This window comes from Leyella stercorea (assembly GCF_021531355.1).
GTDB lineage: Bacteria > Bacteroidota > Bacteroidia > Bacteroidales > Bacteroidaceae > Prevotella.
In genome coordinates, this window is the sequence record NZ_JADYTS010000026.1 from 1 (window position 1) to 24,353 (window position 24,353).

Annotated in this window: 19 protein-coding genes; 15 read left to right on the top strand and 4 right to left on the bottom strand. The window is 48.0% G+C overall.

Going from position 1 to position 24,353, the window contains the following annotated elements; all coding sequences use genetic code 11:
* Nucleotides 1–230 precede the first annotated feature (230 nt).
* From I6E38_RS07275 to I6E38_RS07345, 15 genes are all read left to right on the top strand, one after another.
* The gene (locus I6E38_RS07275) at nucleotides 231–1,859 is read left to right on the top strand and encodes a beta-N-acetylhexosaminidase (RefSeq protein WP_235393338.1); all 1,629 of its coding nucleotides are present in this window, start codon (nucleotides 231–233) and stop codon (nucleotides 1,857–1,859) included.
* A gap of 81 nt (nucleotides 1,860–1,940) precedes the next feature.
* Nucleotides 1,941–2,957: a branched-chain amino acid aminotransferase gene (locus I6E38_RS07280; protein WP_235393339.1), complete on the top strand. Its 1,017-nt coding sequence runs from the start codon at nucleotides 1,941–1,943 to the stop codon at nucleotides 2,955–2,957.
* A gap of 181 nt (nucleotides 2,958–3,138) precedes the next feature.
* A complete protein-coding gene (gene trmB, locus I6E38_RS07285) occupies nucleotides 3,139–3,909 on the top strand; it encodes a tRNA (guanosine(46)-N7)-methyltransferase TrmB (RefSeq protein ID WP_235393340.1) in 771 nt (256 codons plus the stop codon).
* A 156-nt stretch (nucleotides 3,910–4,065) separates the two neighbouring features.
* Nucleotides 4,066–5,169: an Mrp/NBP35 family ATP-binding protein gene (locus I6E38_RS07290; RefSeq protein WP_235393341.1), complete on the top strand. Its 1,104-nt coding sequence runs from the start codon at nucleotides 4,066–4,068 to the stop codon at nucleotides 5,167–5,169.
* Between the two features lie 217 nt (nucleotides 5,170–5,386).
* Nucleotides 5,387–5,977, top strand: a complete 591-nt coding sequence (locus I6E38_RS07295; RefSeq protein WP_235393342.1) for an RNA polymerase sigma-70 factor — start codon at nucleotides 5,387–5,389, stop codon at nucleotides 5,975–5,977.
* A 97-nt stretch (nucleotides 5,978–6,074) separates the two neighbouring features.
* Nucleotides 6,075–7,157, top strand: a complete 1,083-nt coding sequence (locus I6E38_RS07300) for a FecR family protein (protein ID WP_235393343.1) — start codon at nucleotides 6,075–6,077, stop codon at nucleotides 7,155–7,157.
* Between the two features lie 269 nt (nucleotides 7,158–7,426).
* Nucleotides 7,427–10,726 (top strand): TonB-dependent receptor, encoded by a 3,300-nt coding sequence (locus I6E38_RS07305; RefSeq protein WP_235393344.1) that lies wholly within the window; start codon nucleotides 7,427–7,429, stop codon nucleotides 10,724–10,726.
* A 17-nt stretch (nucleotides 10,727–10,743) separates the two neighbouring features.
* Nucleotides 10,744–12,378, top strand: a complete 1,635-nt coding sequence (locus I6E38_RS07310; protein WP_235393345.1) for a SusD/RagB family nutrient-binding outer membrane lipoprotein — start codon at nucleotides 10,744–10,746, stop codon at nucleotides 12,376–12,378.
* Nucleotides 12,379–12,430: 52 nt separating this feature from the next.
* On the top strand, nucleotides 12,431–13,552 hold the full coding sequence (locus tag I6E38_RS07315) for a glycoside hydrolase family 18 (RefSeq protein WP_235393346.1): 1,122 nt from the start codon (nucleotides 12,431–12,433) through the stop codon (nucleotides 13,550–13,552).
* A 42-nt stretch (nucleotides 13,553–13,594) separates the two neighbouring features.
* Complete coding sequence (locus I6E38_RS07320; RefSeq protein WP_235393347.1) at nucleotides 13,595–14,755, top strand: DUF1735 and LamG domain-containing protein; 1,161 nt, start codon at nucleotides 13,595–13,597, stop codon at nucleotides 14,753–14,755.
* Between the two features lie 562 nt (nucleotides 14,756–15,317).
* Nucleotides 15,318–16,430, top strand: coding sequence for a TlpA disulfide reductase family protein (locus I6E38_RS07325; protein ID WP_235393348.1), 1,113 nt, complete (start codon nucleotides 15,318–15,320; stop codon nucleotides 16,428–16,430).
* 244 nt (nucleotides 16,431–16,674) lie between these two features.
* Entirely contained in the window at nucleotides 16,675–18,039 is a 1,365-nt protein-coding gene (locus I6E38_RS07330) for an MATE family efflux transporter (RefSeq protein ID WP_235393349.1), read from the top strand.
* Between the two features lie 28 nt (nucleotides 18,040–18,067).
* Nucleotides 18,068–18,709 carry a cytidylate kinase-like family protein gene (locus tag I6E38_RS07335; RefSeq protein ID WP_235393350.1) on the top strand — a complete coding sequence of 214 codons (642 nt, stop codon included), beginning with the start codon at nucleotides 18,068–18,070 and terminating at the stop codon, nucleotides 18,707–18,709.
* Nucleotides 18,706–19,197: a metallophosphoesterase family protein gene (locus tag I6E38_RS07340; protein ID WP_235393351.1), complete on the top strand. Its 492-nt coding sequence runs from the start codon at nucleotides 18,706–18,708 to the stop codon at nucleotides 19,195–19,197. The genes I6E38_RS07335 and I6E38_RS07340 overlap by 4 nt, the downstream gene beginning before the upstream one ends.
* A 42-nt stretch (nucleotides 19,198–19,239) precedes the next feature.
* Nucleotides 19,240–19,458, top strand: a complete 219-nt coding sequence (locus I6E38_RS07345; protein ID WP_235393352.1) for a hypothetical protein — start codon at nucleotides 19,240–19,242, stop codon at nucleotides 19,456–19,458.
* Nucleotides 19,459–19,494: 36 nt separating this feature from the next.
* Here the strand turns inward: I6E38_RS07345 and I6E38_RS07350 are convergent, their stop codons facing one another.
* The 4 genes from I6E38_RS07350 to I6E38_RS07365 form a co-directional block, all read right to left on the bottom strand.
* Nucleotides 19,495–21,531 (bottom strand): outer membrane beta-barrel family protein, encoded by a 2,037-nt coding sequence (locus I6E38_RS07350; RefSeq protein ID WP_235393353.1) that lies wholly within the window; start codon nucleotides 21,529–21,531, stop codon nucleotides 19,495–19,497.
* A gap of 420 nt (nucleotides 21,532–21,951) precedes the next feature.
* The gene (locus tag I6E38_RS07355) at nucleotides 21,952–23,214 is read right to left on the bottom strand and encodes a porin family protein (RefSeq protein ID WP_235393354.1); all 1,263 of its coding nucleotides are present in this window, start codon (nucleotides 23,212–23,214) and stop codon (nucleotides 21,952–21,954) included.
* Nucleotides 23,211–23,753, bottom strand: a complete 543-nt coding sequence (locus I6E38_RS07360) for an RNA polymerase sigma factor (RefSeq protein ID WP_235393355.1) — start codon at nucleotides 23,751–23,753, stop codon at nucleotides 23,211–23,213. The genes I6E38_RS07355 and I6E38_RS07360 overlap by 4 nt, the downstream gene beginning before the upstream one ends.
* Nucleotides 23,754–23,757: 4 nt before the next feature.
* On the bottom strand, nucleotides 23,758–24,333 hold the full coding sequence (locus I6E38_RS07365; protein ID WP_235393356.1) for a hypothetical protein: 576 nt from the start codon (nucleotides 24,331–24,333) through the stop codon (nucleotides 23,758–23,760).
* Nucleotides 24,334–24,353: the final 20 nt, after the last annotated feature.

Here is a 24,353-nt window from a genome sequence, read left to right on the forward strand (position 1 = left end):
GCCCCACCCCCGGCCCCTCCCCCGTAGGGAGGGGAGTAATATGCTGATGATGCTCAAGTTGTTTGCTTGTTACAGCTTAAAAAACTCAAGCTTTCTGTATATACTGCTCCCCTCCCTACGGGGGAGGGGGCTGGGGAGAGGTTTTTTCTATATTATTCCTTTCATTATATTAGTTTTTTGTGTACTTTTGTATTCATTATTTTTATTGTGTATACTTAAAACTATCTATTATGTCCAAAAAACTCTTTGCGTTGTTGCTCCTGTTGTGCAGCATCGCTGTATCGGCAAAGGATGTGAAGACTGGTAACTGGAATGTCATACCATTGCCACAGTCGGTAGAAGTCGTTGCCAAGCCGGCATTCGTCATCAATGCCCACACCACAGTTTATTATCCTACAGGCGACGCTGTGCAGAAGCGCAACGCCGAATTCCTTGTTTCGTATGTCAAGGCTATGACCGGTATCGGCATCACCGCAACCGACCGCTCGGCTTCCAACCAGATACGTCTGGGCGTGGCAAGCGTAGCCGGTGGCGACGAGGCTTACGACATCAACGTCACGAAGAAGCTCATCATTCTCAACGGTTCTACACACGCTGCCGTGTTCCGTGGACTGCAGACCTTTGCCAAGGCGCTGCCTATGGTGAGCGAAGCTAAAGAGGTGGCATTGCCGGCTGCCAAGATTCACGACGCGCCACGCTTTGCCTATCGTGGATTCATGCTCGACTGCGGTCGTCATTATTTCTCGGTCGACTACATCAAGAAGTTTATCGATGTGCTCGCAATGCACAACATCAACTATTTCCACTGGCATCTGACTGAAGACCAGGGCTGGCGCATCGAGATTAAGAAGTATCCGCTGCTCACCGAGATTGGTTCGAAGCGCAAGCAGACGGTGTTGCCTGGCGGTAAGGAATACGACGGCAAGCCCGTGTCAGGATATTACACACAGGACGAGGCACGCGACATCGTGCGCTATGCAGCCGAACGCCACATCACTGTAATTCCTGAGGTGGACATGCCCGGACACATCCAGTCGGCACTGGCAGCTTATCCGCAGTTGGGATGCACCGGAGGTCCGTACGACGTATGCTGCCACTTCGGCGTGATTCGCGAGGTGATGTGTGCCGGTCAGCCCTTCGCCCTGCAACTTGCCAAGGATGTCATCAACGAGATTATGGACATCTTCCCCTCACCTTATATACATATAGGTGGCGACGAGTGTCCTAAGGAGCGCTGGAAGGAATGCGAGCGTTGTCAGGCCAAGATTGCCGCTCTCGGACTGAAGGACATCGAGGGTCACTCTAAGGAGGAGCAGTTGCAGTCGTGGTTTATGGGCGAGGTAGCAAAGGAGATAAAAGCCCGTGGCCGTAAGATGCTTGGATGGGACGAGATACTCGACGGAACACCATCGAAGGACATCACCGTAATAGCATGGACAAGCCAGAAAGCCTCTATACGCTCAGCAAAGGAAGGACACAAGACAGTAGTGGCTCCAATCACCAACTTCTACTTCTCTAATCCACGCATCAATCAGATAACCGGCATACCGAGCATCAAGCGCGTGTATGACGTGAATCCGGCTTTTGCCGATTTGTCGGACAGCGAAAAGGCCAACGTGATAGGTGCCGAGGGATGTATATGGACAGAGTGGGTGCCCGACACCAAGAAGCTAGAATGGGAACTGCTGCCACGACTTGCTGCCCTCGCCGAGGTGCAGTGGACCAATCAGGACCAGCGCGAGTTTGGCAGCTTCGCCGACCGCCTGCTCCACATGCACGACATCTATCGCAAGATGAACTTGAACTATAAGGACGATATCGAGAAAGCTATCATAACAGACGGAAAAACGGCAAAATAGAAAATTTCGTCTGAAATAGTTGCACGTAACCCTTTTTATTCGTACTTTTGTCTTGAAAGATAACAAAACCATAATAATATTATGAAGGATATAGCATGGTCAGAACTTTCGTTCGGTTATATGCCGACCGATTACAATGTACGTTGCTGCTATCGCGACGGTAAGTGGGGTGAAATTGAAGTTTGCTCCGACGAGTATTTGAAACTGCACATGGCAGCCACCTGTCTGCATTATGGTCAGGAGGCTTTTGAGGGATTGAAGGCTTATCGCTGCCCCGACGGCAAGGTGCGTGTGTTCCGTGTAGAGGACAACGCTGCACGCTTGCAGTCGACATGCCGTGGCATCATGATGCCCGAGTTGCCTACAGAACTGTTCGTTGAGATGGTGAAGAAGGTAGTGCGCCTCAATCAGGAGTATATCCCTACATACGAGAGTGGAGCCACGCTCTACATCCGTCCGTTGCTCATCGGCACATCGGCTCAGGTAGGAGTACATCCGGCTTCAGAGTACATGTTCCTCATCTTCGTTACTCCGGTTGGGCCTTACTTCAAGGGTGGCTTCTCCAGCAATCCGTACGTCATCATCCGCGACTATGACCGTGCTGCTCCGCTCGGCACAGGTATATATAAGGTGGGTGGCAACTATGCTGCAAGTCTTAAGGCCAACTCTATTGCACACGCCAAGGGCTACGCCAGCGAGTTCTATCTCGACTCTAAGGAGAAGAAGTATGTCGACGAGTGTGGCGCTGCCAACTTCTTCGGCATCAAGAACAACACCTACGTCACTCCTAAGTCTACATCAATCCTCCCGTCAATCACCAACCGCAGCCTTATGCAGATTGCAGAGGATCTGGGTATGAAGGTGGAGCGTCGTCCGGTGCCTGAAGAGGAGCTTGAGACATTCGAGGAGGCAGGAGCATGCGGTACAGCAGCCGTTATCTCGCCAATCTCACACCTCGACGATATGGACACAGGCAAGGTTTACAACTTCGGTGAGAAGCCGGGCCCATGGTCAACCAAGCTTTACGAAACTCTGCGTGGCATACAGTATGGCACCGTTGAGGACAAGCACGGCTGGACAACAGTAGTGATTGAATAAAAAGAAATAACTAAATAAGGCAAAGACCTGCATCGGAGCAATCAACATTGCTCTGGTGCAGGTCTTTTTTTAAGATTTTTGTTTCTCACCATTGAAGTGTCGATTTAAATGGTTAACTTTGCAAGTTGAGTATTTCGAATATACTGATAATATACTAAAGATTAATTTATTAAAACCATATATGGGCAAAGGAAAACTGGCGAAGTTCGCCGACATGGAAAGATACGAGAACGTGTTTCAGTATCCGTTCTCGGTAGCCGACAATGTGCCGTTTGAGATGAAAGGCCGATGGCGCGAGATGTACTTCAAGAACGACAACCCCATTGTGCTCGAGCTGGGATGCGGCAAGGGCGAATATACAGTAGGGCTGGCAAAGATGTTCCCCAACATCAACTTCGTTGGAGTTGACATCAAGGGAGCACGTATGTGGACAGGAGCCACACAGGCTATAGCCGACGGACTGAAGAACGTGGCATTCCTGCGCACCAACATCGAGATTATCGACCGCTTCTTCGGCGAGGATGAGGTGCAGGAGATATGGCTCACATTCAGCGACCCGCAGATGAAGAACCCGCGCAAGCGTCTCACCTCGACATTCTTCCTTGAGCGCTATCGCCACTTCCTCGTAGACGGTGGAACGGTGCATCTGAAGACCGACTCCAACTTCCTCTTCACCTATACCACATACATGCAGCAGCACAACAATCTGCCGCTGCTCTTCCGCACCGAAGACCTTTATCATACCGATGGTCTCGACGCGCAGACACAGGAGATACTGGGCATTCAGACCTACTACGAGAGTATGTGGATAGAGCGTGGACTCAACATCAAGTACATGAAGTTTGCATTGCCCAAACAGGGCGAACTGACAGAGCCCGAAGTGGAGATACCGCTCGACGAGTATCGCAGCTATCACCGCGACAAGCGTAGCCCGAAGACTTCTGCGAAGTAAATTCGATTTTTGAGTTTTGAATTTTGAATGTTGAATTGGTCGGCTACGCCGATTAGGAATTATTCAATTTTGAATTCAAAACTCAAAAATTCACAATCGCAGACGAAGTCGAGAATAACTCCAAATTCAAAATTCAAAACTCAAAATTCAAAAACAATGACATTATATCCTAAACTGATAATGGATGCGCTTGCTACCGTTATCTATCCCGGCAACAAGAAGAACCTTGTGGAGGCCGACATGGTGGCTGACAATCTGCGCATCGACGGCATGAAGGTTTCGTTCTCGCTCATATTCCCGCGCGACACCGACCCCTTCCTCAAGTCGACAGTAAAGGCAGCTGAGGCTGCGATTCACTATCATGTATCGAAAGAAGTGGAGGTGACAATCTCTACCGAATATCTCTCAAAGCCACGTCCCGAAGTGGGCAAGCTGCTGCCCAACGTAAAGAATGTGATAGCAGTAAGCTCGGGCAAGGGTGGAGTAGGCAAGAGTACCGTGGCAGCCAACCTCGCCATTGCACTGGCACGACTGGGCTACAAGGTTGGACTGCTCGACTGCGACATCTTCGGTCCTTCGGTTCCTAAGATGTTCCAAGTAGAGGACGCACGTCCATACGCTGTTAAGAAAGACGGACGCGACCTCATTGAGCCGGTTGAGAAATATGGCATCAAGGTGCTCTCTATCGGATTCTTCGTCAATCCCGACACTGCCACACTCTGGCGCGGCGGAATGGCGTCGAACGCATTGAAGCAGCTCATTGCCGATGCCGACTGGGGCGAGCTCGACTACTTCATACTCGACACTCCTCCCGGAACAAGCGACATACATCTCACACTCCTGCAGACTCTCGCCATCACGGGTGCCGTCATAGTATCGACACCGCAGAATGTGGCGCTTGCCGACGCACGCAAGGGCATCGACATGTACAGCAACGACAAGGTGAATGTGCCTATCCTCGGACTCGTGGAGAATATGGCATGGTTTACACCTGCCGAGCTGCCCGAAAACAAATACTACATCTTCGGCAAGGAAGGCTGCAAGAATCTCGCAAAAGAGATGAATGTGCCATTGCTCGCACAGATTCCGCTCGTACAGAGCATCTGCGAGAACGGCGACAACGGAACACCTGCCGCACTCGACAACTCGTCGATTACCGGACTGGCATTCCTCAATCTCGCACAGGCAGTAGTGACGGTGGTGAACCGTCGCAACAAGGAGCAGGCTCCTACCAAAATCGTGAAAACTACCATACATTAATATATATGTGGGTAAAGTCAAAATAGAAGTTAAAAGAAGTTTGGGCTTAGCCCGAAGTTAACAGAAGTTAGCGGACATATGTATAAATTGCTGAAAATAAAGCATTTGTCTGTTAACTTCCATCCATCGTAGAGGGATTAACTTCTTCTTAACTTCCTCTAACTCCTATTTTGCACACCCTCATAATGTGATGGACTGAAAAAAAGCAATACGCTTAATGGACTATTCTGAGAAACTCGTTGTCAAGGGGTTGAAGGAAGGCGACACTGAAGCCTACCAATATATATTCGACACCCACTACCAGGTGCTCTGCTATACAGCCAATCGCTATGTGCGTGACAGCTTTGTGGCAGAGACAATCGTGGGCGATATGATATATCGCATGTGGGAACACCGTGACACGCTCAATGTCAACACTTCGTTGCGCAGCTACCTACAGCAGGCAGTGCGCAACGGATGTATTGACTATCTGCGCTCCAAACACCAACGCTATGAGGTGGCTGCCTCGCAACTTGCCGAGGGTGACTGTATTGCTGATTTTGCCGATGGCGAGCAGCCGCTCGACCAACTCGTAGGCAACGAACTTGCCGACCGTGTAGACATGGCTATAGAGCATCTGCCCGCAGAGTGCCGACGGGTGTTCGAATTGAGCCGCTTCATGGGTAAACGTCACGCTGAGATAGCGTCCGAACTCAATATCAGTGTAAGTACGGTAAAATATCATTTGCGCAACGCATTGCAATTGCTTGCCAAAGAACTTGGAAGCTACATCGTATTCGTGTTCTTTGTCAGTGGTATGACAATGTGATAAAAGGTCTTTTTCGACACAAAAACTACTTTTTTTACTTTTTTGAAAAAAACTTTGATTTTTGACTAACCCTTTTTCTTAAAATTTCGTCACCTAAATGAAACCCAATAAAACCAACGAACAACTGATGCAGCAAGACGAGATATACGAACTGGTAGCAACACAGCTCAGCGACACACTTACAGCCGACGAAAGCCGTCGTCTGAATGAGTGGATTGAAGCCAGTGAAGCCAACCGCGAGGAATACAACCGTCTTGTAAAGGTTTGGCAATCGACACCCGATGTAAGCGAGCTTTCGCAGTATGATAGCAAGAAAGCTTTTGCACTGTTCGTGAATCGTATCCAGACATCTGGCGAAAAGCCAACTGTCAGTGAGCCAGCTGTAGAACAGCCAAAAGCGAAGCCGACAGGCAAGCGTCGCTACGTTATTAGTTTTATGCGTTATGCAGCAGTGGTGGCAGTATTAGTGTGTGCTTGTTCATACCTATTCTATAATATTGGACAGCGCAATATGGAGCAGGCATTCGCCATGATAAAGGTGGAGGCACCGCAAGGGTCTACAACCAAGATGACACTGCCCGACGGCACGGAGGTTTGGCTCAATGCCGGCAGCCGTATGGAGTATTCGCAGGGTTTCGGTGTGCGCGACCGTAGAGTAAAGCTCTCGGGCGAAGGCTACTTCGAGGTGCATCACAACACAGCGATGCCTTTCATCGTGAACTCTTCAAGCCTTAACGTACAGGTGCTTGGCACCAAGTTCGACTTCCGCGACTATCCCTCCGACCATTCGGCAATGGTGAGTCTTGACGAAGGCAGCGTAGCGGTAGGATTGCGATCGAGCCATGACGGCGACTATCAGTATCGTCTCTCGCCCGACCAGCGTGCCGTTCTTGAGAAGCAGAGTGGCAACCTGCGCATCGAGAACCGCACGACAACCGACCGCCTGTGGACTGATGGCACCATAATGCTAAATGGTCGTAGACTGGCTGACATATGTATTGACCTTGAACGCAGCTACGGTGTCAAGATATGCATCGAGAACCGTACGCTTGCCCAGACACGATTCTATGGCGTGTTCCACCGCAAGGACCAGAATCTGGATCATGTACTCGGCACATTGGCCGCTACAGGACATATTCGCTATGTCATAAGTGGCAATGTGGTCAGAATATACAAGTAAAACCAAAAGTATAGAAACCTAAAACTATAAACAATTTAAAAAACTTAAAACAAACGCTACTGAAACGTATAAACATAACCGACAACAACAATCCAAATATATAACTGTCAGCCACAGACCAACAACCCTTTTCCGCTTGGCGGAACAATACACCTCTAACTATAATAATGTGCGGCTAAAACCGTGCACAGGGCATTGTCTGCCTAAAAAAACAGTAACTAAAGCTAAATCAAAACAACAATTTATATTTACTTTTAACCTATAGTGCAATGAACATCAAAAGAAAAGGCCTCACAGTGGGCGCGCTTCTGTTGTGCATGAATCTATCTACATTCGCCCAAAGCATTAAGCTTAATCTTAAGGGCGTGAGCGTAGAACGTGCTATGACAGAATTGAGAGAAAAGAGTGGATACTCTTTCGTGTTTGCCGCATCCGACGTCAACACCCAGAAGGTGGTAAACGTCAATGCTAAAGACCTGAAGCAGGCTATCGGTCAGATCCTTGATGGACAGAATGTCTCATATCAAATCAAGGGTAAGAACATCGTAGTGTCTAAGGGTGTCAAGGCTCAGAACAAGAGCAACGGACAGCAGAACGGCAAGCAGAAGAAGCGTGTCAACGGAACTATCGTAGACGAGGCTGGTATGCCTGTTATTGGAGCAGCTGTGCGCCAGCGTGGCACACAGAACGCTACCGTTACAGACATTGACGGCAACTTCACTCTTGACGCCACTGAGGGTGCCGACCTTGAGGTTACTTACATCGGCTACGAGCCGAAGAGCGTACGTGTTGGCGAAAGCGACAACTATAAACTGGCTATGAAGCCTGCTTCGCGCGAGCTCAACGAGGTGGTAGTTACCGCTCTCGGTATCAAGCGTGCAGAGAAGGCCCTGTCGTACAACGTACAGCAGGTGAAGAGCGACGAGTTGACACGTGTTAAGGATGCCAACTTCGTAAACTCGCTTAATGGTAAGATTGCCGGTGTTACTATCAATAAGAGTGGTAGTGGCGTGGGTGGTTCTACACGCGTTGTGATGCGTGGTGCCAAGTCGCTTGAGGGCAACAACAACGCTTTGTATGTAGTAGACGGTATTCCATTGTTCAACAACAGCATGGGCTCAGACAGTGGTATCATGGGCGAGGGCAAGGCAGGTACGGAAGGTATCGCCGACTTCAACCCCGAGGATATCGAGTCAATCTCGGTGCTCAGCGGTCCGTCGGCAGCTGCATTGTATGGTAGTAGCGCTGCCAATGGTGTGATTCTTATCAACACCAAGAAGGGTAAGGAAGGCAAGCTTCAGGTTACATTCTCTTCTTCTTCAGAGTTCAGCAAGGCATACATGACACCTGAGTTCCAGAACACATACGGCAACAAGCGTGACGTATATGAGAGCTGGGGCGACAAGCTCGACGTTCCGTCAAGCTACGACCCGAAGAAGGACTTCTTCAATACGGGTACAAACTTCATCAACTCGGTTACTCTTACTACAGGCAACAAGACCAACCAGACATTTGCTTCTATTTCATCGACAAATTCTGCCGGCATCGTTCCTAACAACGAGTACAACCGTCTGAACATAACAATCCGCAACTCTTCATCATTCCTCAACGACAAGTTGCAGCTCGACCTCGGTGCTTCGTTTGTTAAGCAGGACGACAAGAACATGGTTTCGCAGGGACAGTACTGGAACCCAGTTATGGCTGCTTACCTCTTCCCGCGTGGCGAGAACTTCAACGAGATGAAGGTGTTTGAGCGTTGGGACGAGTCACGTCGTATTCCAGTGCAGTACTGGCCGGTAAGCGAGCCTACATATGCATCGCAGAACCCGTACTGGACAGCATACCGCAACGTTGCCACCAACGACAAGCGTCGCTATATGTTCAATTTCGGTTTGACATACAAGATTGCTCCTTGGATTAACGTTGCAGCACGTTATCGTCTCGACGACAGCTTCGTTAAGTTCCAGCGCAAGATTTACGCTACTTCTGACCAGAAGTTTGCTGAGGGCCCGAAGGGACACTATGGCTACTCTAACTACAACGACCATCAGGACTATGCTGATGTGATGGCTAATATCAACAAGAACTTTGCTGATTTCAGCCTCTCTGCCAACATCGGTTGGAGCTACTCTAACTATTGGAATGAGGATCGTGGATATAAGGGAACATTGCTTGGTGTGACCAACAAGTTCAGTGCATCAAATATAGACCCGTCAAACGGACGTGTTTCTGAATCGGGTGGTGACAGCCATGTACGCAACCATGCTGCTTTTGCCAACGTAGAGTTGGGATGGCGCTCAATGGTTTACCTCACAATGACCGGTCGTAACGACTGGAACTCACGTCTTGTAAACACCGACGAGGAGTCGTTCTTCTATCCTTCAGTAGGTCTTTCGGGTATCATCTCTGAGATGGTGAAGTTGCCTGAGTTCATCTCTTATCTTAAGGTACGCGGTTCGTACACTGAGGTTGGTGCGCCTATCTCGCGTTCTGGTTTGACTCCTGGCACAGTTACTGAGCCTATCGTAGGTGGTACACTCAATCCTCGTTCAATCTATCCGTTCACCGACTTCAAGGCAGAGCGTACACGTTCATACGAGTTTGGTTTGAGCTTCCGTCTGTGGAACAAGTTGTCAGCTGAGGTTACATACTATCACTCTAACACCAAGAACCAGACATTCCTCGGTGAGTTGCCTGAGTTTACCGGTTACAAGCAGATTTATCTGCAAGCAGGTGATGTAGAGAACCGCGGTTGGGAGGCTTCGCTCAACTATAGCGACCGTCTGAAGTGCGGATTGCAGATTTCTTCTACAGTATCATTCTCACGCAACGTCAATGAGATAAAGGAGATGGTGAACGACTATCACACTCCGCTTATGGATGAGGCAATCAATATTCCTGAAGTGCTCAAGGACAAGGGACGTACAATCCTGAAGAAGGGTGGCAGCATTCACGACATCTATGCCAACACATTCCTCAAGAAGGACCACCTTGGATTCGTTGAGGTGAAGACCGACGGCTCGTTCGGTGTAGAACGCGGCGAACCTGTTTATCTTGGCAAGACTGCTCCTGACTTCAACCTTGGATGGAACAACTCATTCTCATACAAGGGCTTCGGACTCAGCTTCCTCATCAATGGCCGCTTCGGTGGTGTCGTAACATCATCAACAGAGGCATTGCTCGACCGCTTCGGTGTATCAAAACGCTCGGCTGAGGCTCGCGACGCTGGTGGATATATGATTCCTGGACAGGGTCCGGTAGATGCCAAGACTTACTTCCAGATGATTGGTACCGGCAACTATGAGACATCAGGCTACTATGTTTACAAGGCAACAAACATCCGCCTCCAGGAACTCACCTGCTCATACACTATGCCTAACCGTTGGTTTGGTGGTGTGCTGAAGGACGTAACAGTTTCGTTCATCGCCAACAATCCATGGATGATATACTGCAAGGCTCCGTTCGACCCCGAACTCACTCCGTCGACAAGCACTTACGGACAGGGCAACGACTACTTCATGCAGCCAAGCGTTCGTAGCTTCGGCTTCGGTGTTAAATTTAAATTCTAATATTGAACCTCTTCTATATGAAAACAGTAAATCGATATACGCTCATGGCCATCTGCGCCATGGCACTCACGACTTCTTCATGCGACTTTGAGGAAGTCAACACCAACCAGTTCGAGATGACTGAGGAGGAAGGTACACGCGACGACTTCGCTGTGGGCGGACTCATCACAGCTCTCGAAAAGACTGTCATCCCCGTGGGTACACAGGCCGACGATACTGGCGTAATCAACCAGTATCAGATTGCCTTCAACCTTTCAGCCGACTCTTGGAGCGGCTATTTCGGACAGAACAACAGTTGGAGTGGTGGTAACAACAATACATCATACTTCCTCGTAGACGGTTGGGTTGCTGAAACATACAAGTGTACATACACCAACGCTCTCAACGCATGGAAGAAACTGAAGAAGGCGTCAGAGGACAACAATACCCCGGAGGTGTTCGCTCTGGCTCAGGTGCTGAAGATTTCGGCATGGCACAAAGCTCTTGAGTCATTTGGTCCGATTCCTTACACACATGCAGCCGACGCTTCAATGAAGATTCCGTTCGACAGCGAGAAGGATGTATACACAGCTATGTTCAAGGATCTTACCAAAGCTATTGAGGTATTGACCGAAAAGGCTGAGAACGGTGTAAGCATAATGAAGAATTATGATGCTGTATATGCTGGCGATGCTGCCAAGTGGGTGCGTTATGCCAACTCACTCATGCTGCGTCTTGCAATGCGTGTACGCTTTGCCGACAACGAGATGGCTCAGAAGTATGCCACTCAGGCTCTCAATCAGACCTACGGTGTGATGACCGACCAGAAGGATGAGGCTAAGATGGGTACAGGTGCAGGTCTGGTGTTCCGTAACAATATCCAGTGGCTTGCCGATCAGTACAACGAGACTCGTATGGGTACATCAATGGTTTCTTATCTTGTAGGTTATGAAGACCCTCGTTTGAGCGCTTATTTCCTGCCGGTAGATGAGTCATGCACTTATGGCATTGAGGCATTCGACGGTGAGAAGTATCAGGGTGTGCCTCTCGGTCATACGAAGGGACAGAACTCTACATACGAGAATTTCTCTAAACCTAATATCACGGCTTCTACTCCTACTTATTGGTTGCGTGCGTCAGAGGTTTACTTCCTTCGTGCAGAGGCTGCCCTTGTATGGGGTGGTGAGTTTGGCGATGCAGAGTCGCTTTATGAGCAGGGCATCCAGATGTCGTTCGACGAGAATGGTATCAAGTCGTCGGTTGACTCATACATGTACTCAGGCAAGACTCCTATAGCCGATGTTGTAAGCCATTGGAGATATGGTTTTAACAATCCCGCTCCTTGCGAAACAACTGTAGAGTTTGAAGGCTCACAGGAGGATAAGCTCGAGAAGATTATGATTCAGAAGTGGATTGCTCTCTATCCTAACGGACAGGAGGCATGGACAGAGTGGCGCCGCACAGGCTATCCGGTACTTCATAAGGTAGCTACCAACCGTGGTTCAAGCCAGGGAGCTACTGTAGAGGGTGGCATACGTCGTATGATTTATCCAGTCAGCTTCTATCAGACTCAGGACGGTAAGGAAATCTACGACAACGCCCTCAAGCTGTTCAATAACGGTAATGGTGGTCAAGACAGATCAGATACCCATCTGTGGTGGGATTGCAAGTAAGCCTTGCCAACCGAAACAAATACATTATTATACTCTTTAAAGATAATATACAATGAACGTTTTTAAGAAATTATTATATATCATACCGGCTGCAGCGCTTGCATTCACAATGACCGCTTGTACCGATGTGGAAAACGTGGAGATCGACCACGTAGGAGGACACCAGACGGGTTCTGATCCGATCAACGACCCCTATTATGTCAACTTGCGCGAGTATAAGGCTCAGGCCAACAACTATGGTCGTCCGGTAGCCTTCGGCTGGTTCTCTAACTGGGCTCCTTCAGGTGTTATGCGTAAGGGCTATCTTTCGTCAGTGCCCGACAGTATGGACATCATCTCTATGTGGAGCGGTGCTCCGGGACGCTACGAGATTACCGAGGCACAGAAGAAGGACAAGGAGTTTGCCCAGAAGGTGAAGGGCATCAAGCTCCTTGAGGTAAGTCTTCTCTCACACCTTGGCAAGGGACGTACTCCGGCGTATATTTACGAGGAGATTGACAAGAAGGCTGCTGCCGAAGGATGGAGCCAGAACAAGATTGAGCAAGAAAAGAAGTTTGCCCGCTGGGATTTCTGGGGCTTTACATCTCACGACCTCAACAATACAGAGAACCTGAATCAGGCTTTGGCCAAATTTGCAAAGGCTTTGTGCGACTCGCTTGTTGTAAGCGAGTGGGACGGTTTCGATATCGACTGGGAGCCGGGCAGCGGATTCAACGATTCGGACGGTACACTCAACGGCACTACTATCAAGTTCCTCGTCAAGGAGATGGGCAAGTACATTGGTCCGATGAGCGATCCTGAGGGTAAGGGTCACAAGTTGCTTGTAATTGACGGTCTGATTAATTACTTCGATCGTGAGTGTGACGATTATGTAGACTACTGGATTACTCAGTCGTATGGCAGTTCGCGTCCTCATTACTATGGTCCTGGCGATACCAAGAAGCTCATCATCGCTGAGAACTTCGAGAGCAACTTCGCTTCAGGTGGACAGTTGCTTCGTCAGGCCAGTTGGATGCCAGAGAATGGCTGCAAGGGTGGTGTAGGTGCTTATCGTTTCGATAACGACTACGACAACACTCCCGACTACCGTTGGATGCGTCAGGCTATACAGATCAATCAGCAGGTGTTCAACGAGTGGAAGGCGTCGCAGAACGGCTCTGCTGAGGGCAAATAACCTTAAAACTTCAGTTTTTCATTTAATTAATTGACAACTATTATGAACAAACATATATTGAAATATGTAGCAGTTTGTCTCGCCGCTTTGTCTTTCACTGCGTGCAACGACAGCGAGAGCGACCTGCTTGAGCCTAAGGTATATTTCGACAGCAAGGAGAGCAAACTTGTTGTTGAAGACCAGGAGTCGATGGACTATGACCTCAGCGCACGTCTGTCAAACAGGAGCGATGCCGATGTCGATGTTTCATACTCAATCCTTGACTCGAAATATGTAGATGAGTACAACAAGAAGAATGGTACAAACTATGAGGCTTTCGATGCTAACAATGCATCGCTTAGCACTACAAGCGCCACTATCGAAAAGGGTAAGGTATATGCAGGCAAAATCAAATTGCATCTGACCAACCTTGGTGCTATCGAGGAAGGCAAGACATTCTTGCTGCCGGTACGTGTACAGTCTTCACAGCCCGTTATCGAAGGTACAGACATTGTATATATCGTGCTGAATAAGCCGGTACGTATTTTGACTGTTGGCAAGATTTACAGTACACATATCAAGGTGCCTGTTACATCACAGCCGGTTAAGTCGCTTACATACGAGGCTCTCATCTATATCGATCAGTGGGGCTGGAATGGCAATATGACTATTATGGGTCGTGAGGGTACCCTCATCCTGCGTATCGGTGATACCGGTGGCGGTATTGATAGAGATTTGCTCCAGATTGCAGGTTCTAAGCACTTCTATACACAGCAGCGTCTTACTACTGGCAAGTGGTATCATGTAGCCTTTACTTACGATCAGCCAACAGGTCGCGCTGTTCTCTACATTGATGGCGAGAAGGCTGCTGAATCAGTATGGGATACTCCGCAGTTTGACTTGAGCGACTTCTTCATTGGCAAGGTTGCTGGCTTTATGTGGGGTGAGCGTCCGTTCTACGGCAAGATGAGTGAGGTACGTATGTGGACAGTAGCACGTACAGCCAATCAGATTAAGCAGAACATGCTCAATGTAGATCCTGCATCAGAGGGCTTGATGTTCTACTACAAGCTCAATGGTACCGACCAGTTCAAGGGCGAAGATGGCAAGTGGTATACTCGTGATGCATCTAATCATGGCATGAACGGTCTGTCAAATGCTTATGGTGACAATACAAGCGAGTTGCGCTATGTGACACTTGACTCTCCTGTTGCAATCAATTAAAAGGATAATAGATGGTAAATTTTGTATAAAGACTATGACACAGGTTTATAGTTAGATAAGATTGTAAATTTTTTTCGGGCGTATCCTGGCAGTGATTGTCGGGATACGCTTTTTTAATGAATGTAAAAAACTGTTGTGTTCGTACACAATCAGTTGCTTTAAATCAACAAAACCACTAAAAGAAGCTAAAAAAACGGCTGTTTGTTTGCGTGCACAAAAAAATGTTTGTACCTTTGCATCGTCAAAAGGTTAATAGATTGTTTAGGTTAGTAGTAATAGATTTAGGTTTTTAGTTATTAGGTTTAAGGTAAATTTTTTATCGATTGTTTAACAGGTAAAAATGAGAGTCCGTGAGGATCTTCATTAATACGAAAACATTTTAAGTTAAACATAAAGATGCGGCACTGCTCGATGAGAGTTGTGCCGCATTTTTGTTGGTATGTTGAAAAAACATAATAAAGAAACGATATTTTTGGTTGTATTGATTATAATCAGTACTTTTGTAGCATAAAAAAATTTAGGATTCAACATACAAGAAAATCAAATTCAACAAATTGAAAGAATGATGAAGAGTATTTTTTCAACAGTAGCTCTTGCTTTTGTAGCAATGGCTGCATTTGCCCAGCAGACAGCTGAGTACAACATCAAGGGTACATGTGCCGCTGATGTAAAAAAGGTATATATCGTCAATCCGTTGGCGCGTGGCAATCAGGCTTTATGCGACAGCGCTGCAGTGACAGCCGGCAAGTTTGCCCTGAAGGGCACTGCACAGAAAGACGCTCTGCTGCGCATCTTTATCAAGCAGACTCCTTATGCTATGCCTTTCTTCAACGACGGCACTCCTATTCAGGCCGACATGGTGAAGAAGACAATCAGCGCTTCTGAGCAGAACAACAAGCTCGTGGCTTACGACAATGAGCTTGACGCAATGAACGATGAGTTGAAGCCTTTCTTCGATGAGTATAACAAGGCTCGCCAGTCGGGTGCTACGCAGGAGCAGTTGCAGAAGTTGACTAAGGAGCTTGAGGCCAAGATGGCTCCAGTGCAGGAGCGCATTGCAAACCGCACATTGGAGATTGTAAAGGCCAATCAGAACAATCTGATTCCTGCCGCTTTCCTTGGCAATCTGGTTTACCAGCTGGAGTTCGAACAGATTAAGGACCTCTTCGATGCCAAGTATGCTTATGTAAATCATCCGGCATTGGCACGTGCCAACCAGACGGTGAAGATGCTGGCAAAGAAGGCAGCCTTCATCGGACAGAAGTTTACCGACCTTGAGGAGAACGACGTAAACGGCCAGCCGCATAAGCTCTCGGAATATCTTGGCAAGGGCAACTATGTGCTGCTCGACTTCTGGGCTTCATGGTGCGGACCATGTCGTGGCGAGATGCCTAACGTTAAGGCTGCTTACGAGAAGTATAAGGGCAAAGGCTTCAACATCGTGGCTCTCTCGTTCGACAACAAGCTCGACAGCTGGAAGAAGGCCATCGAAGACATGCAGATGCCATGGATTCATCTGTCTGACCTCAAGGGATGGCAGACTGTAGCCGGCCAGGTGTATGGTGTGAATTCAATTCCTGCAAGCTTCCTCGTCGACCCCAACGGCACAATCATCGCTGCCGACCTACGTGGCGATAAGCTCGGTGCCAAGCTGAAGGAAATTTACGGAGAGTAAGGGGTAATTGGTAAGTGTTAAATGTTAAGTGTTAAGTGTTAGGAGGCTTGATAACACTTAACATTTAACATTTAACATTAATCAAGCCTCCCCATATTCGTGTGATTAGTGTAATTCGTGTTGAATCTTTTACCACGAATCACGCGAATCTCACGAATTAATTCATGACAATTCGTGGCTGAAATTCATGGATAATTCATGGTAATTCGTGACTTAAAAACTCTTTTTACTTAAAATATAATTTATGGATAACAGCAAGCAAGCAACCCTTGAACTCGGCACCAAGCCTGTAGGCAGTCTGCTCATGCAGTATGCCCTGCCGGCTATAGCCGCCATGACAGCGGCATCGCTCTACAATATGACCGACAGCATCTTTATCGGACAGGGTTGCGGACCATTGGCCATCAGCGGATTGGCTATCACATTCCCCCTGCAGAATCTCGGTGCGGCATTCGGAGCCGGCGTAGGCATAGGAGCATCGACATGCATATCAGTAAAGCTCGGACAGAAAGACTATGACACAGCCGAGCGAGTATTCGGCAATGCCGTGACGCTGAACATCATTATTGGCGTAGCGTTCAGTATAATTACACTTTTGTTTCTCAACCCCATACTATTGTTCTTCGGCGCCAGCGAAGCCACGCTGCCTTATGCCCGCGAGTATATGGTCATTACACTGGCAGGCAACGCCATATCGCACATGTTCTTCGGCATGAACGCCATATTGCGAGCAGCTTCCAAACCCCGTTCGGCTATGATGGCATCCATCATGACCGTAATTCTCAATGCCATACTGTCGCCTATATTCATCTGGCCGCTCCACATGGGCATAGGCGGAGCAGCGCTTGCTACTATTATTGCCCAAGCCACAGTGCTGGCATGGCAGCTGCGCATATTCAGCAATCCGCAATGCATAGTCCACTTCCGTCGTGGCATCTTCCGCCCCGTGTCGCATATAATGAAGAACATTTTGGCAATAGGCGTATCGCCTTTTGCCATGAACGTCTGCTCGTGTATCGTCATCATCTTCATCAACAACGCTCTGATGCGCCATGGTGGCGATATGGCAGTAGGAGCCTTCGGCATCTGCAATAAGATAGCTTTCATCTTCGTGATGATTAATATGGGTATGAACCAGGGCATGTTCCCCATTGCCGGCTACAACTACGGTGCGCGTCACTACGATCGTCTGCTGCTGGCGCTGAAGTACACCATGTGTGTTGCCGTGTGCATAGCCACCACGGGCTTCATCATTGCCCAAACCATACCTTATGAGTGCGCCCGACTCTTTACCACCGACGAGACGCTGATACGTATCTCCGAACATGCCATACGTGTCATCATGCTTGTGTTCCCCGTAGTGGGTGTGCAGATGGTGTGTACGGGATTCTTCCAGAGTATAGGCAAGGCAAAGGTGAGCATGTTTCTGTCGCTCTCGCGCCAGCTGCTGTTTCTCCTGCCGCTGCTTATAATCCTGCCCAACTTCTATCAGACCGATGGTGTGTGGTATGCGCAGCCCATTAGCGACTTCATTTCGGCTGTTGTGGCAGTGATAATGCTGACTGCTTATATTAAGCGACTGAAGAAGTCGGCACCTGCAACAGTCTGAACGTAATAACACAAAACGATATATATCTATGAATAATAACGACAATCTTATAATAAGCGTGGGCCGACAGCTGGGTAGCGGTGGCCGAACCATAGCCAAGATGCTTGCCGACGAGTTCGGCTGCAAGTTCTACGACCGCGAAGTGCTCAACCTTGCGGCAAAGGAGAGTGGATTCAGTGAGGAGTTTTTTGAGAAGAACGACGAGCGCAAGGGATTTCTCGACCAGATATTCCACATGCACGTGCCGTTCATCAGCGACTCGTCGTTCTACGACAACGGACTCTCGCAGGAGAATCTGTTCCGTCTGCAGAGCGACGCCATACGCAAGGCTGCCACTGAGTCGCCGTGCGTATTTGTGGGCCGTTGTGCCGACTATGTGCTGCGCGAGCATCGGAACATGGTTACGGTTTTTGTCACAGCCGACATCGACGAGCGCATCAAGAACGTCTGCCACCGCCTTAATTGCTCGCCCGATGAGGCGCGCAAGTTGATAGAGAGCCGTGAGGACACACGCTCGTCTTACTACAACTACTATACTGGCAAGCGTTGGGGCGACAGCTCGTCGTACGATTTGTGTATCAATTCGTCGGTGCTCGGACTTGAGGGTACCAAGGAGTTTATAGCCGATTTCGTAAGAAAGGTACAGGCTTCGGGCAAAGCAAGCAGATGAAACGTATAGGAATAATCAGCGACACCCACTCGTATTGGGACGAACGCTATCGTAAATATCTCGAACCCTGCGACGAGATATGGCATTGTGGCGACTTCTGCTCTACCGAAATGGCAGAGCAGCTGGCTGCCATACGCCCGTTGCGTGCTGTGTATGGCAATGGCGACGGTGCCGAACTGAGGCGTATGTTTCCCGAGGTGTTGCGCTTCAAGTGTGAGGACGTGGAGGTGTTGATGAAGCACATAGGCGGTTATCCGGGCAGATACGACCCCAGCATACGCCGCGAACTTATGGAGCGTCCGCCACAGCTGTTTATCAGCGGCCATTCGCACATACTCCGCATCAACTACGACCGCACCCTGCGTCTGCTCCATATCAATCCCGGTGCTGCCGGACGTCAGGGTTGGCAGAAGGAGCGCACAATCGTCAGGCTCACCATCGACGGCGCAGAGATGAAGGATTGCGAGGTGGTGACGCTGGGGGAGTGATGAATGTGGAGTGTGGAGTGTTGAATGTTAAGTGTTGAATGTATGAAGATAACAAAAGACAAGATGATTGAATGGCTGGCTTTGGCGGTCGGCTTCACCGTGATTTACTTTGTGATATGTATCGTGGCAAGTCTGCTCTTCGGATGGGGACGCGACCAAAGCATCGTCAGCCTCATTGTGGAGAGTGTACTCTTCGGCATGCTTATGGGAGCATTGAATTTGCGATATATGCGTAAAGACAAGAAAAAGGACAACGAATAAAGCGTTGTCCTTTTTTCTTGTAGATATGCTCATTTCTTAATTAGCCATTTTGGGAGTATTGTCGTTGGTCAGACCATCGTCTGTATATTCATTGTTAAGCGACTTGCGTTGATGTCTGCGTGCTTTTCCCTTCGAGAATGACCAAGTCGCGGTAAGGCGCACCATGGAGTGTAATGGTTTCCAGTCTTTGTTTTCTTTATACGAGAAGCCTTCGCATTTTCCCTCAACGTAGTCGTTGTGTGCCGAGTAGTTCCATTTGGCACCGAAAGCCCAATCCTTGTATTTGTATTGGAATGTGGTGGCAAATTGGGCGCTTCCTCTCATTGTCAAATCACCAGAAACTTCTTTGGTAGGAGAGTTGGCTGCCAGCGTCAATGCCCAACTGTTGCGCGAAATGGTTATGGTGCAACCCGTACGGAAATATGACAGCCTTACATCTTGTGATGGGGTGTCGAGTGTGGAATAATAATATTCTACATAAGGAGAAAACTCCAACCATGACACTGGATACCATAAGCCGAACAGATTAAGCACATTGTCAAAGGAGTGGGATATCTTTTGTGGACGCGAATAGACAATATTGTTGTCGACAGAAAGTGTGGGGACGAATGGGTGGTATCTGTATTTTGGCGTGTACTGTAGTACAATCTGATTGTCGTTATTGGGTGAGAAATAGGCAAGCAGCAGGTTGTTGTTCCATTCCCAATATGGTTTCAGATTAGGATTACCCATAGCTATAAAGTTACGGTCGATATGAGTTGCAGATGTCGTGAGCTGTCCGGATGTAGGTCGCTGCATCTTGATTTGGGTAGTTAGTTGCACACTGAATCCTTTCCATGCTTTCTTGCCCCACCAGTCGGAGTAGAGGCGGAAGTAAGGAAGTGTAGAATTATAGGTGTCTGATTCTGTGATTTGTTTGTTTTGATACAGACCTAATGTAGGATAAAGTGTTATTCCTCTTACCTTCCAGTATACACCGGTGTAGAGTGTACCGGTGTGGGATGTGGTCAGATAGGTATCAGTAAGGTATTGCTGTCGCAGATGCAGATACTCGTATTTGGCTCCCGCACTAAACGAACCGCCTAAGAGAGGGGCGGAATAAGCAACGTTTGTGAGGAATGAGTAGGTGCGGTTCTTTATATTTTCGTCAATATGTGAGTTCATACCAGAAATGTCCTCAGGGAATTCCTGCTGCAGAAAATGGTCGGAACTTGATTTCGAAAACGTATTTACAACATTCACTGCCAGTGAGCGTCGTTTTCCCAACGAGTAATTGTAGAACAAATCTGCCACGAGGGTGCGTGAATGGCTTTCCAACTTGTCTGCATTTGTTCCTTTCTGCTGTATTTCGGGCATTTCGATTTCTGATGCAAACGACTGCTTGCGTGGATTCCATATATATTTGAGGTTGGCATTGAACAGATGTCTTGACTGAAACCGTTGGTAGGTAGTCTGCACGTATTGATAGTTTCCTTTATATCGGTTATCATCGCCACGATAGAGAGTCATGTTGCCTTTGCCGTAATCATAGTATGAGTCAAGGCTGATGTCGCCGACGTTGCGATAGTCGGTGAAATAGTTAACCTTAACTTGATTGAGCGAATCGGCATAGGTGAAATTAGCCTGATTGGTTCCGAATCCGGTAGTAACGGCATTGCTTGTATTTATATAGGCAGTATAAAGCTTGTTGTGCTTTTTCTTCATCACAATGTTTGCCACCGGCCCACTTGTCAATGCCATGTATTGGGCTGGAGGTATAGGATAATATTCCACATTCTTCACCTCGTCGGCCTTGAAGGTGCGAAGGTCTAACGCTGTGGAAGGAATACCATTGATTAAGACGAATACCTGCTTGTGGTCGAACGATGTGAGTTCTGTTTCATTAAGTGTGGTTCGGAAGAGTCCTAACGATGACACTGCATCCAATGCGTTCGTACCGAAGTTACGGTTCTTTTTCGACAGGAACAACAACGTGTGATCGCCTTTCGGAATGTATTTCACTCCTTTCACTATCACCTCATTCAATTGAATGACTTTTTCATTTACCGTGTCCTTTTCTTGGACTTGTGCCATTAGGTTAGATGATGCAAATAAAACCAATGCAGCAATTCGAATTCTTATACCCATACTTGATGTTATTTGTTATGGATTGCTCCAGGTTGATATATACAGATTAATTATTTTTAGTTGTTGATTAAAATGAAGTAATCTGTTTCAAATTTACATTAAATATTGACGAAATAAAACAAAAAGTCGTTTTTTTTTTACGGGTTTGTAATTATTAACAAATTCTGCTGATAATTATTGGTAGTTTTGATTCGAAATACAATTGAGATTTGAAATACAGTTAAGATTTAAAATAAAGTTGAAAGTTGAGAATTGAGAATTTAAAGTTATGATTATCTATTATAAAACTTTTAATCGAATCATTATTGCTACAAAACATATCATAACTCTCAATTCTCAACTCTCAATTCTCAACTTCCAACATCCTCACAGCTCAACTCTTATGCCTAATTGTAGGTTGAAGTTGAGTTTCTTTTCCTTGAAAATAGTCTCTGTGTCACTCTTGTTGTCGATATAGTAGCGCACGCCAGGTTCGGCGTACAGGCCCAAATGGGGGATGACGTTGTATTGCACGCCTACAGCACCGCCTACAGAGAACTGTATGTGGTCTTTGTCAGTGTCCTTGGTGATGTCGCCTGTCTGTATCTTAGCCGATACATTAATGTCGGCTTGTCCACCAGCTGTGGCGTAAGTCTGTACAGCACTGTTGCCCCAAACCTTGTATTTCACGTTGAGTGGAATGCCGATGTAGTGCAGGTGCTGAGTCTCAACAATGTCATCGCCGGCTGCCGAACTGGTGAAGTCGGACGATGCGTAGGTATAGACCATACCCGTAGTCATGGTGAGGCGAGGCGTTAGATTGTAGCCTACAGACAGTCCGAACGACATGGGATGGTAGTGGTGTTTGGTCTGCGAGTAGTCGGTAAGTTGCAATGGATGGTTTGCCAGCACCGACTGTGCTTTGTTGGGATTTCCCGATGTCAGAAAGTCTGCCTCGCGTGTAGCCATAAGCATAGGGCGTTGGGTGTAACGGCTGTTGGTAGTAATGCCCTCGGCGTGCATGCCGATGTTCCATTTGCTTCGCTGCGCAGTGCGTCCCGTCTGCCATGTCTGGGTGTATTGTGTTGTCGAAGTGTGGTTGGAGCGTTTTCTTGTATTGGCACTTTCTTGACTTTTGCTTGTCATAGACTTGCTCTCGTCAGTGGCTGTTCTTGTCTGCAAATCGTTAGGTGGAGTCTCGCATACGCTGCGATATGCTGTGTCTTCGGCTAATGGTGCTGCTTCTGTCGTGATGACCATCTCATCCGATATATGAGCTGTCACCTTTGTGGGTGAAGCAGATGTGAGGCGAGCCAAGAGCGGCTGGGCATTGTTGATGATAGTCGACGGAGTGCCATTGCGCAATGATGCAGCAGGGCGGTCGTATATTTGTGCCACATTATTTATGGTGTTGTCATTAAGTCGCAGTGCCACCATCACTATTACAGCCACTGATGCCGCAGCCGACAATGCCAGTGCTATGATACGTGCGGTCTTTGGGCGTGCAGTTGTGTTGAAGTTAGGTGCAGGTGCGGCGGCGTTGGTATCGTCAAGTCGTGTAGCTATCTTGTCCCACAATCCGTCGGGCACAGTAGCCTCCTGGTCGGCGAGACGTTCGTGCAGCTTGCTGGTCCAATCGTTTTGTTTCATATTGCGTTTCTTTTGTTGTATTCTTTAATCTTGTTTGCCAACATCTTTTTGGCGTGATAATATTGCGATGCCGATGTGCTGGGTGTGATGCCCAGTTCGTCGGCAATCTCTTTATGGCTCATCTGTCCGAAAACATATAGGTTGAGCACCACTCGATAGCCCTCGGGCAGTGATGCGATCATTTCGGTCAGAGCCTCGTTGGAGATTTGGCTGATGTCCGGTTCGTCGTCGATGGGTTCGTCGGGAATGTTGTCGGTGAATGTTATGTTGCCCTTGCGACGCAGAAAACCGAGAGCCTCATTGGCTGTAACCCTCGACAGCCACATCTTGAGTGTTCCTTCGCCACGATATTCGTATTGCCCTATCGACGTGAATATCCTGATGAAGGCATCCTGCACAACGTCGGGCACGTCGTCCCTGTCCGGAACATATCGCATGACAACAGCCATGACATATCCCGAATACAGGTCGTAGAGCCGTCGCATAGCAGCACGGTCACCGTTTTTTATGTCGCGCACAAGGCGCTCTTCTGGTTTCAAAGTATCAACAGTCGGTTATGGGGGTGCCGGTGTAAGTCAATTTCATTTGCAGGGGTTGTGGGTCGCCATTGTCAATGGTGTAGGCTGTAAAGTGCAGAAATACGGTCAGCACGCGGCTTTTGGGTGCGTATTTGCCCCACGACTGACTGTCGGTTGAGGCGCTGGTCTTTCCCAACATTAGTTGTATGTTGTGTCGTTTGCCGTCAACCAAAGCTTCAAACTGCCACACCGATGGCTTGATGGAGTAGACGTTGGTGCCGTCAGATTGGTGCACAGCTTCATACATTACGTTTTGTATACCCATCGATACGCCGTCAATACTATGTCCGGCGAATATCGTCTCTGCAATCTGTATGGCGGGTATGGTGCCGAACACAAAGGTTTTGCTCTGAGCACTCATTTGCACTTTGTCGATAGTCTTGCCGTTGAAGTCCCATTTGCCGTTGTATGTAGTGCCCGACTGTGCGTTGAAGCCCACGTCGAATTGATCGGGTGAAGAGTCGTCGACACCGCACGAAGTCAGCGATATGGCAGTAAGTATGGCTGTCAACAATATTGTTATATTCAGTTTATGATACATCAAATTCATGTGTTTATTGT

What these genes read in the sequence shown, in the direction of transcription:
- I6E38_RS07275 (WP_235393338.1), top strand. Translation starts at nt 231, where the DNA reads ATGTCCAAAAAACTCTTTGCGTTGTTGCTCCTGTTGTGCAGCATCGCT.
- I6E38_RS07280 (WP_235393339.1), top strand. Translation starts at nt 1,941, where the DNA reads ATGAAGGATATAGCATGGTCAGAACTTTCGTTCGGTTATATGCCGACC.
- trmB (WP_235393340.1), top strand. Translation starts at nt 3,139, where the DNA reads ATGGGCAAAGGAAAACTGGCGAAGTTCGCCGACATGGAAAGATACGAG.
- I6E38_RS07290 (WP_235393341.1), top strand. Translation starts at nt 4,066, where the DNA reads ATGACATTATATCCTAAACTGATAATGGATGCGCTTGCTACCGTTATC.
- I6E38_RS07295 (WP_235393342.1), top strand. Translation starts at nt 5,387, where the DNA reads ATGGACTATTCTGAGAAACTCGTTGTCAAGGGGTTGAAGGAAGGCGAC.
- I6E38_RS07300 (WP_235393343.1), top strand. Translation starts at nt 6,075, where the DNA reads ATGAAACCCAATAAAACCAACGAACAACTGATGCAGCAAGACGAGATA.
- I6E38_RS07305 (WP_235393344.1), top strand. Translation starts at nt 7,427, where the DNA reads ATGAACATCAAAAGAAAAGGCCTCACAGTGGGCGCGCTTCTGTTGTGC.
- I6E38_RS07310 (WP_235393345.1), top strand. Translation starts at nt 10,744, where the DNA reads ATGAAAACAGTAAATCGATATACGCTCATGGCCATCTGCGCCATGGCA.
- I6E38_RS07315 (WP_235393346.1), top strand. Translation starts at nt 12,431, where the DNA reads ATGAACGTTTTTAAGAAATTATTATATATCATACCGGCTGCAGCGCTT.
- I6E38_RS07320 (WP_235393347.1), top strand. Translation starts at nt 13,595, where the DNA reads ATGAACAAACATATATTGAAATATGTAGCAGTTTGTCTCGCCGCTTTG.
- I6E38_RS07325 (WP_235393348.1), top strand. Translation starts at nt 15,318, where the DNA reads ATGATGAAGAGTATTTTTTCAACAGTAGCTCTTGCTTTTGTAGCAATG.
- I6E38_RS07330 (WP_235393349.1), top strand. Translation starts at nt 16,675, where the DNA reads ATGGATAACAGCAAGCAAGCAACCCTTGAACTCGGCACCAAGCCTGTA.
- I6E38_RS07335 (WP_235393350.1), top strand. Translation starts at nt 18,068, where the DNA reads ATGAATAATAACGACAATCTTATAATAAGCGTGGGCCGACAGCTGGGT.
- I6E38_RS07340 (WP_235393351.1), top strand. Translation starts at nt 18,706, where the DNA reads ATGAAACGTATAGGAATAATCAGCGACACCCACTCGTATTGGGACGAA.
- I6E38_RS07345 (WP_235393352.1), top strand. Translation starts at nt 19,240, where the DNA reads ATGAAGATAACAAAAGACAAGATGATTGAATGGCTGGCTTTGGCGGTC.
- I6E38_RS07350 (WP_235393353.1), bottom strand. Translation starts at nt 21,531, where the DNA reads ATGGCACAAGTCCAAGAAAAGGACACGGTAAATGAAAAAGTCATTCAA.
- I6E38_RS07355 (WP_235393354.1), bottom strand. Translation starts at nt 23,214, where the DNA reads ATGAAACAAAACGATTGGACCAGCAAGCTGCACGAACGTCTCGCCGAC.
- I6E38_RS07365 (WP_235393356.1), bottom strand. Translation starts at nt 24,333, where the DNA reads ATGTATCATAAACTGAATATAACAATATTGTTGACAGCCATACTTACT.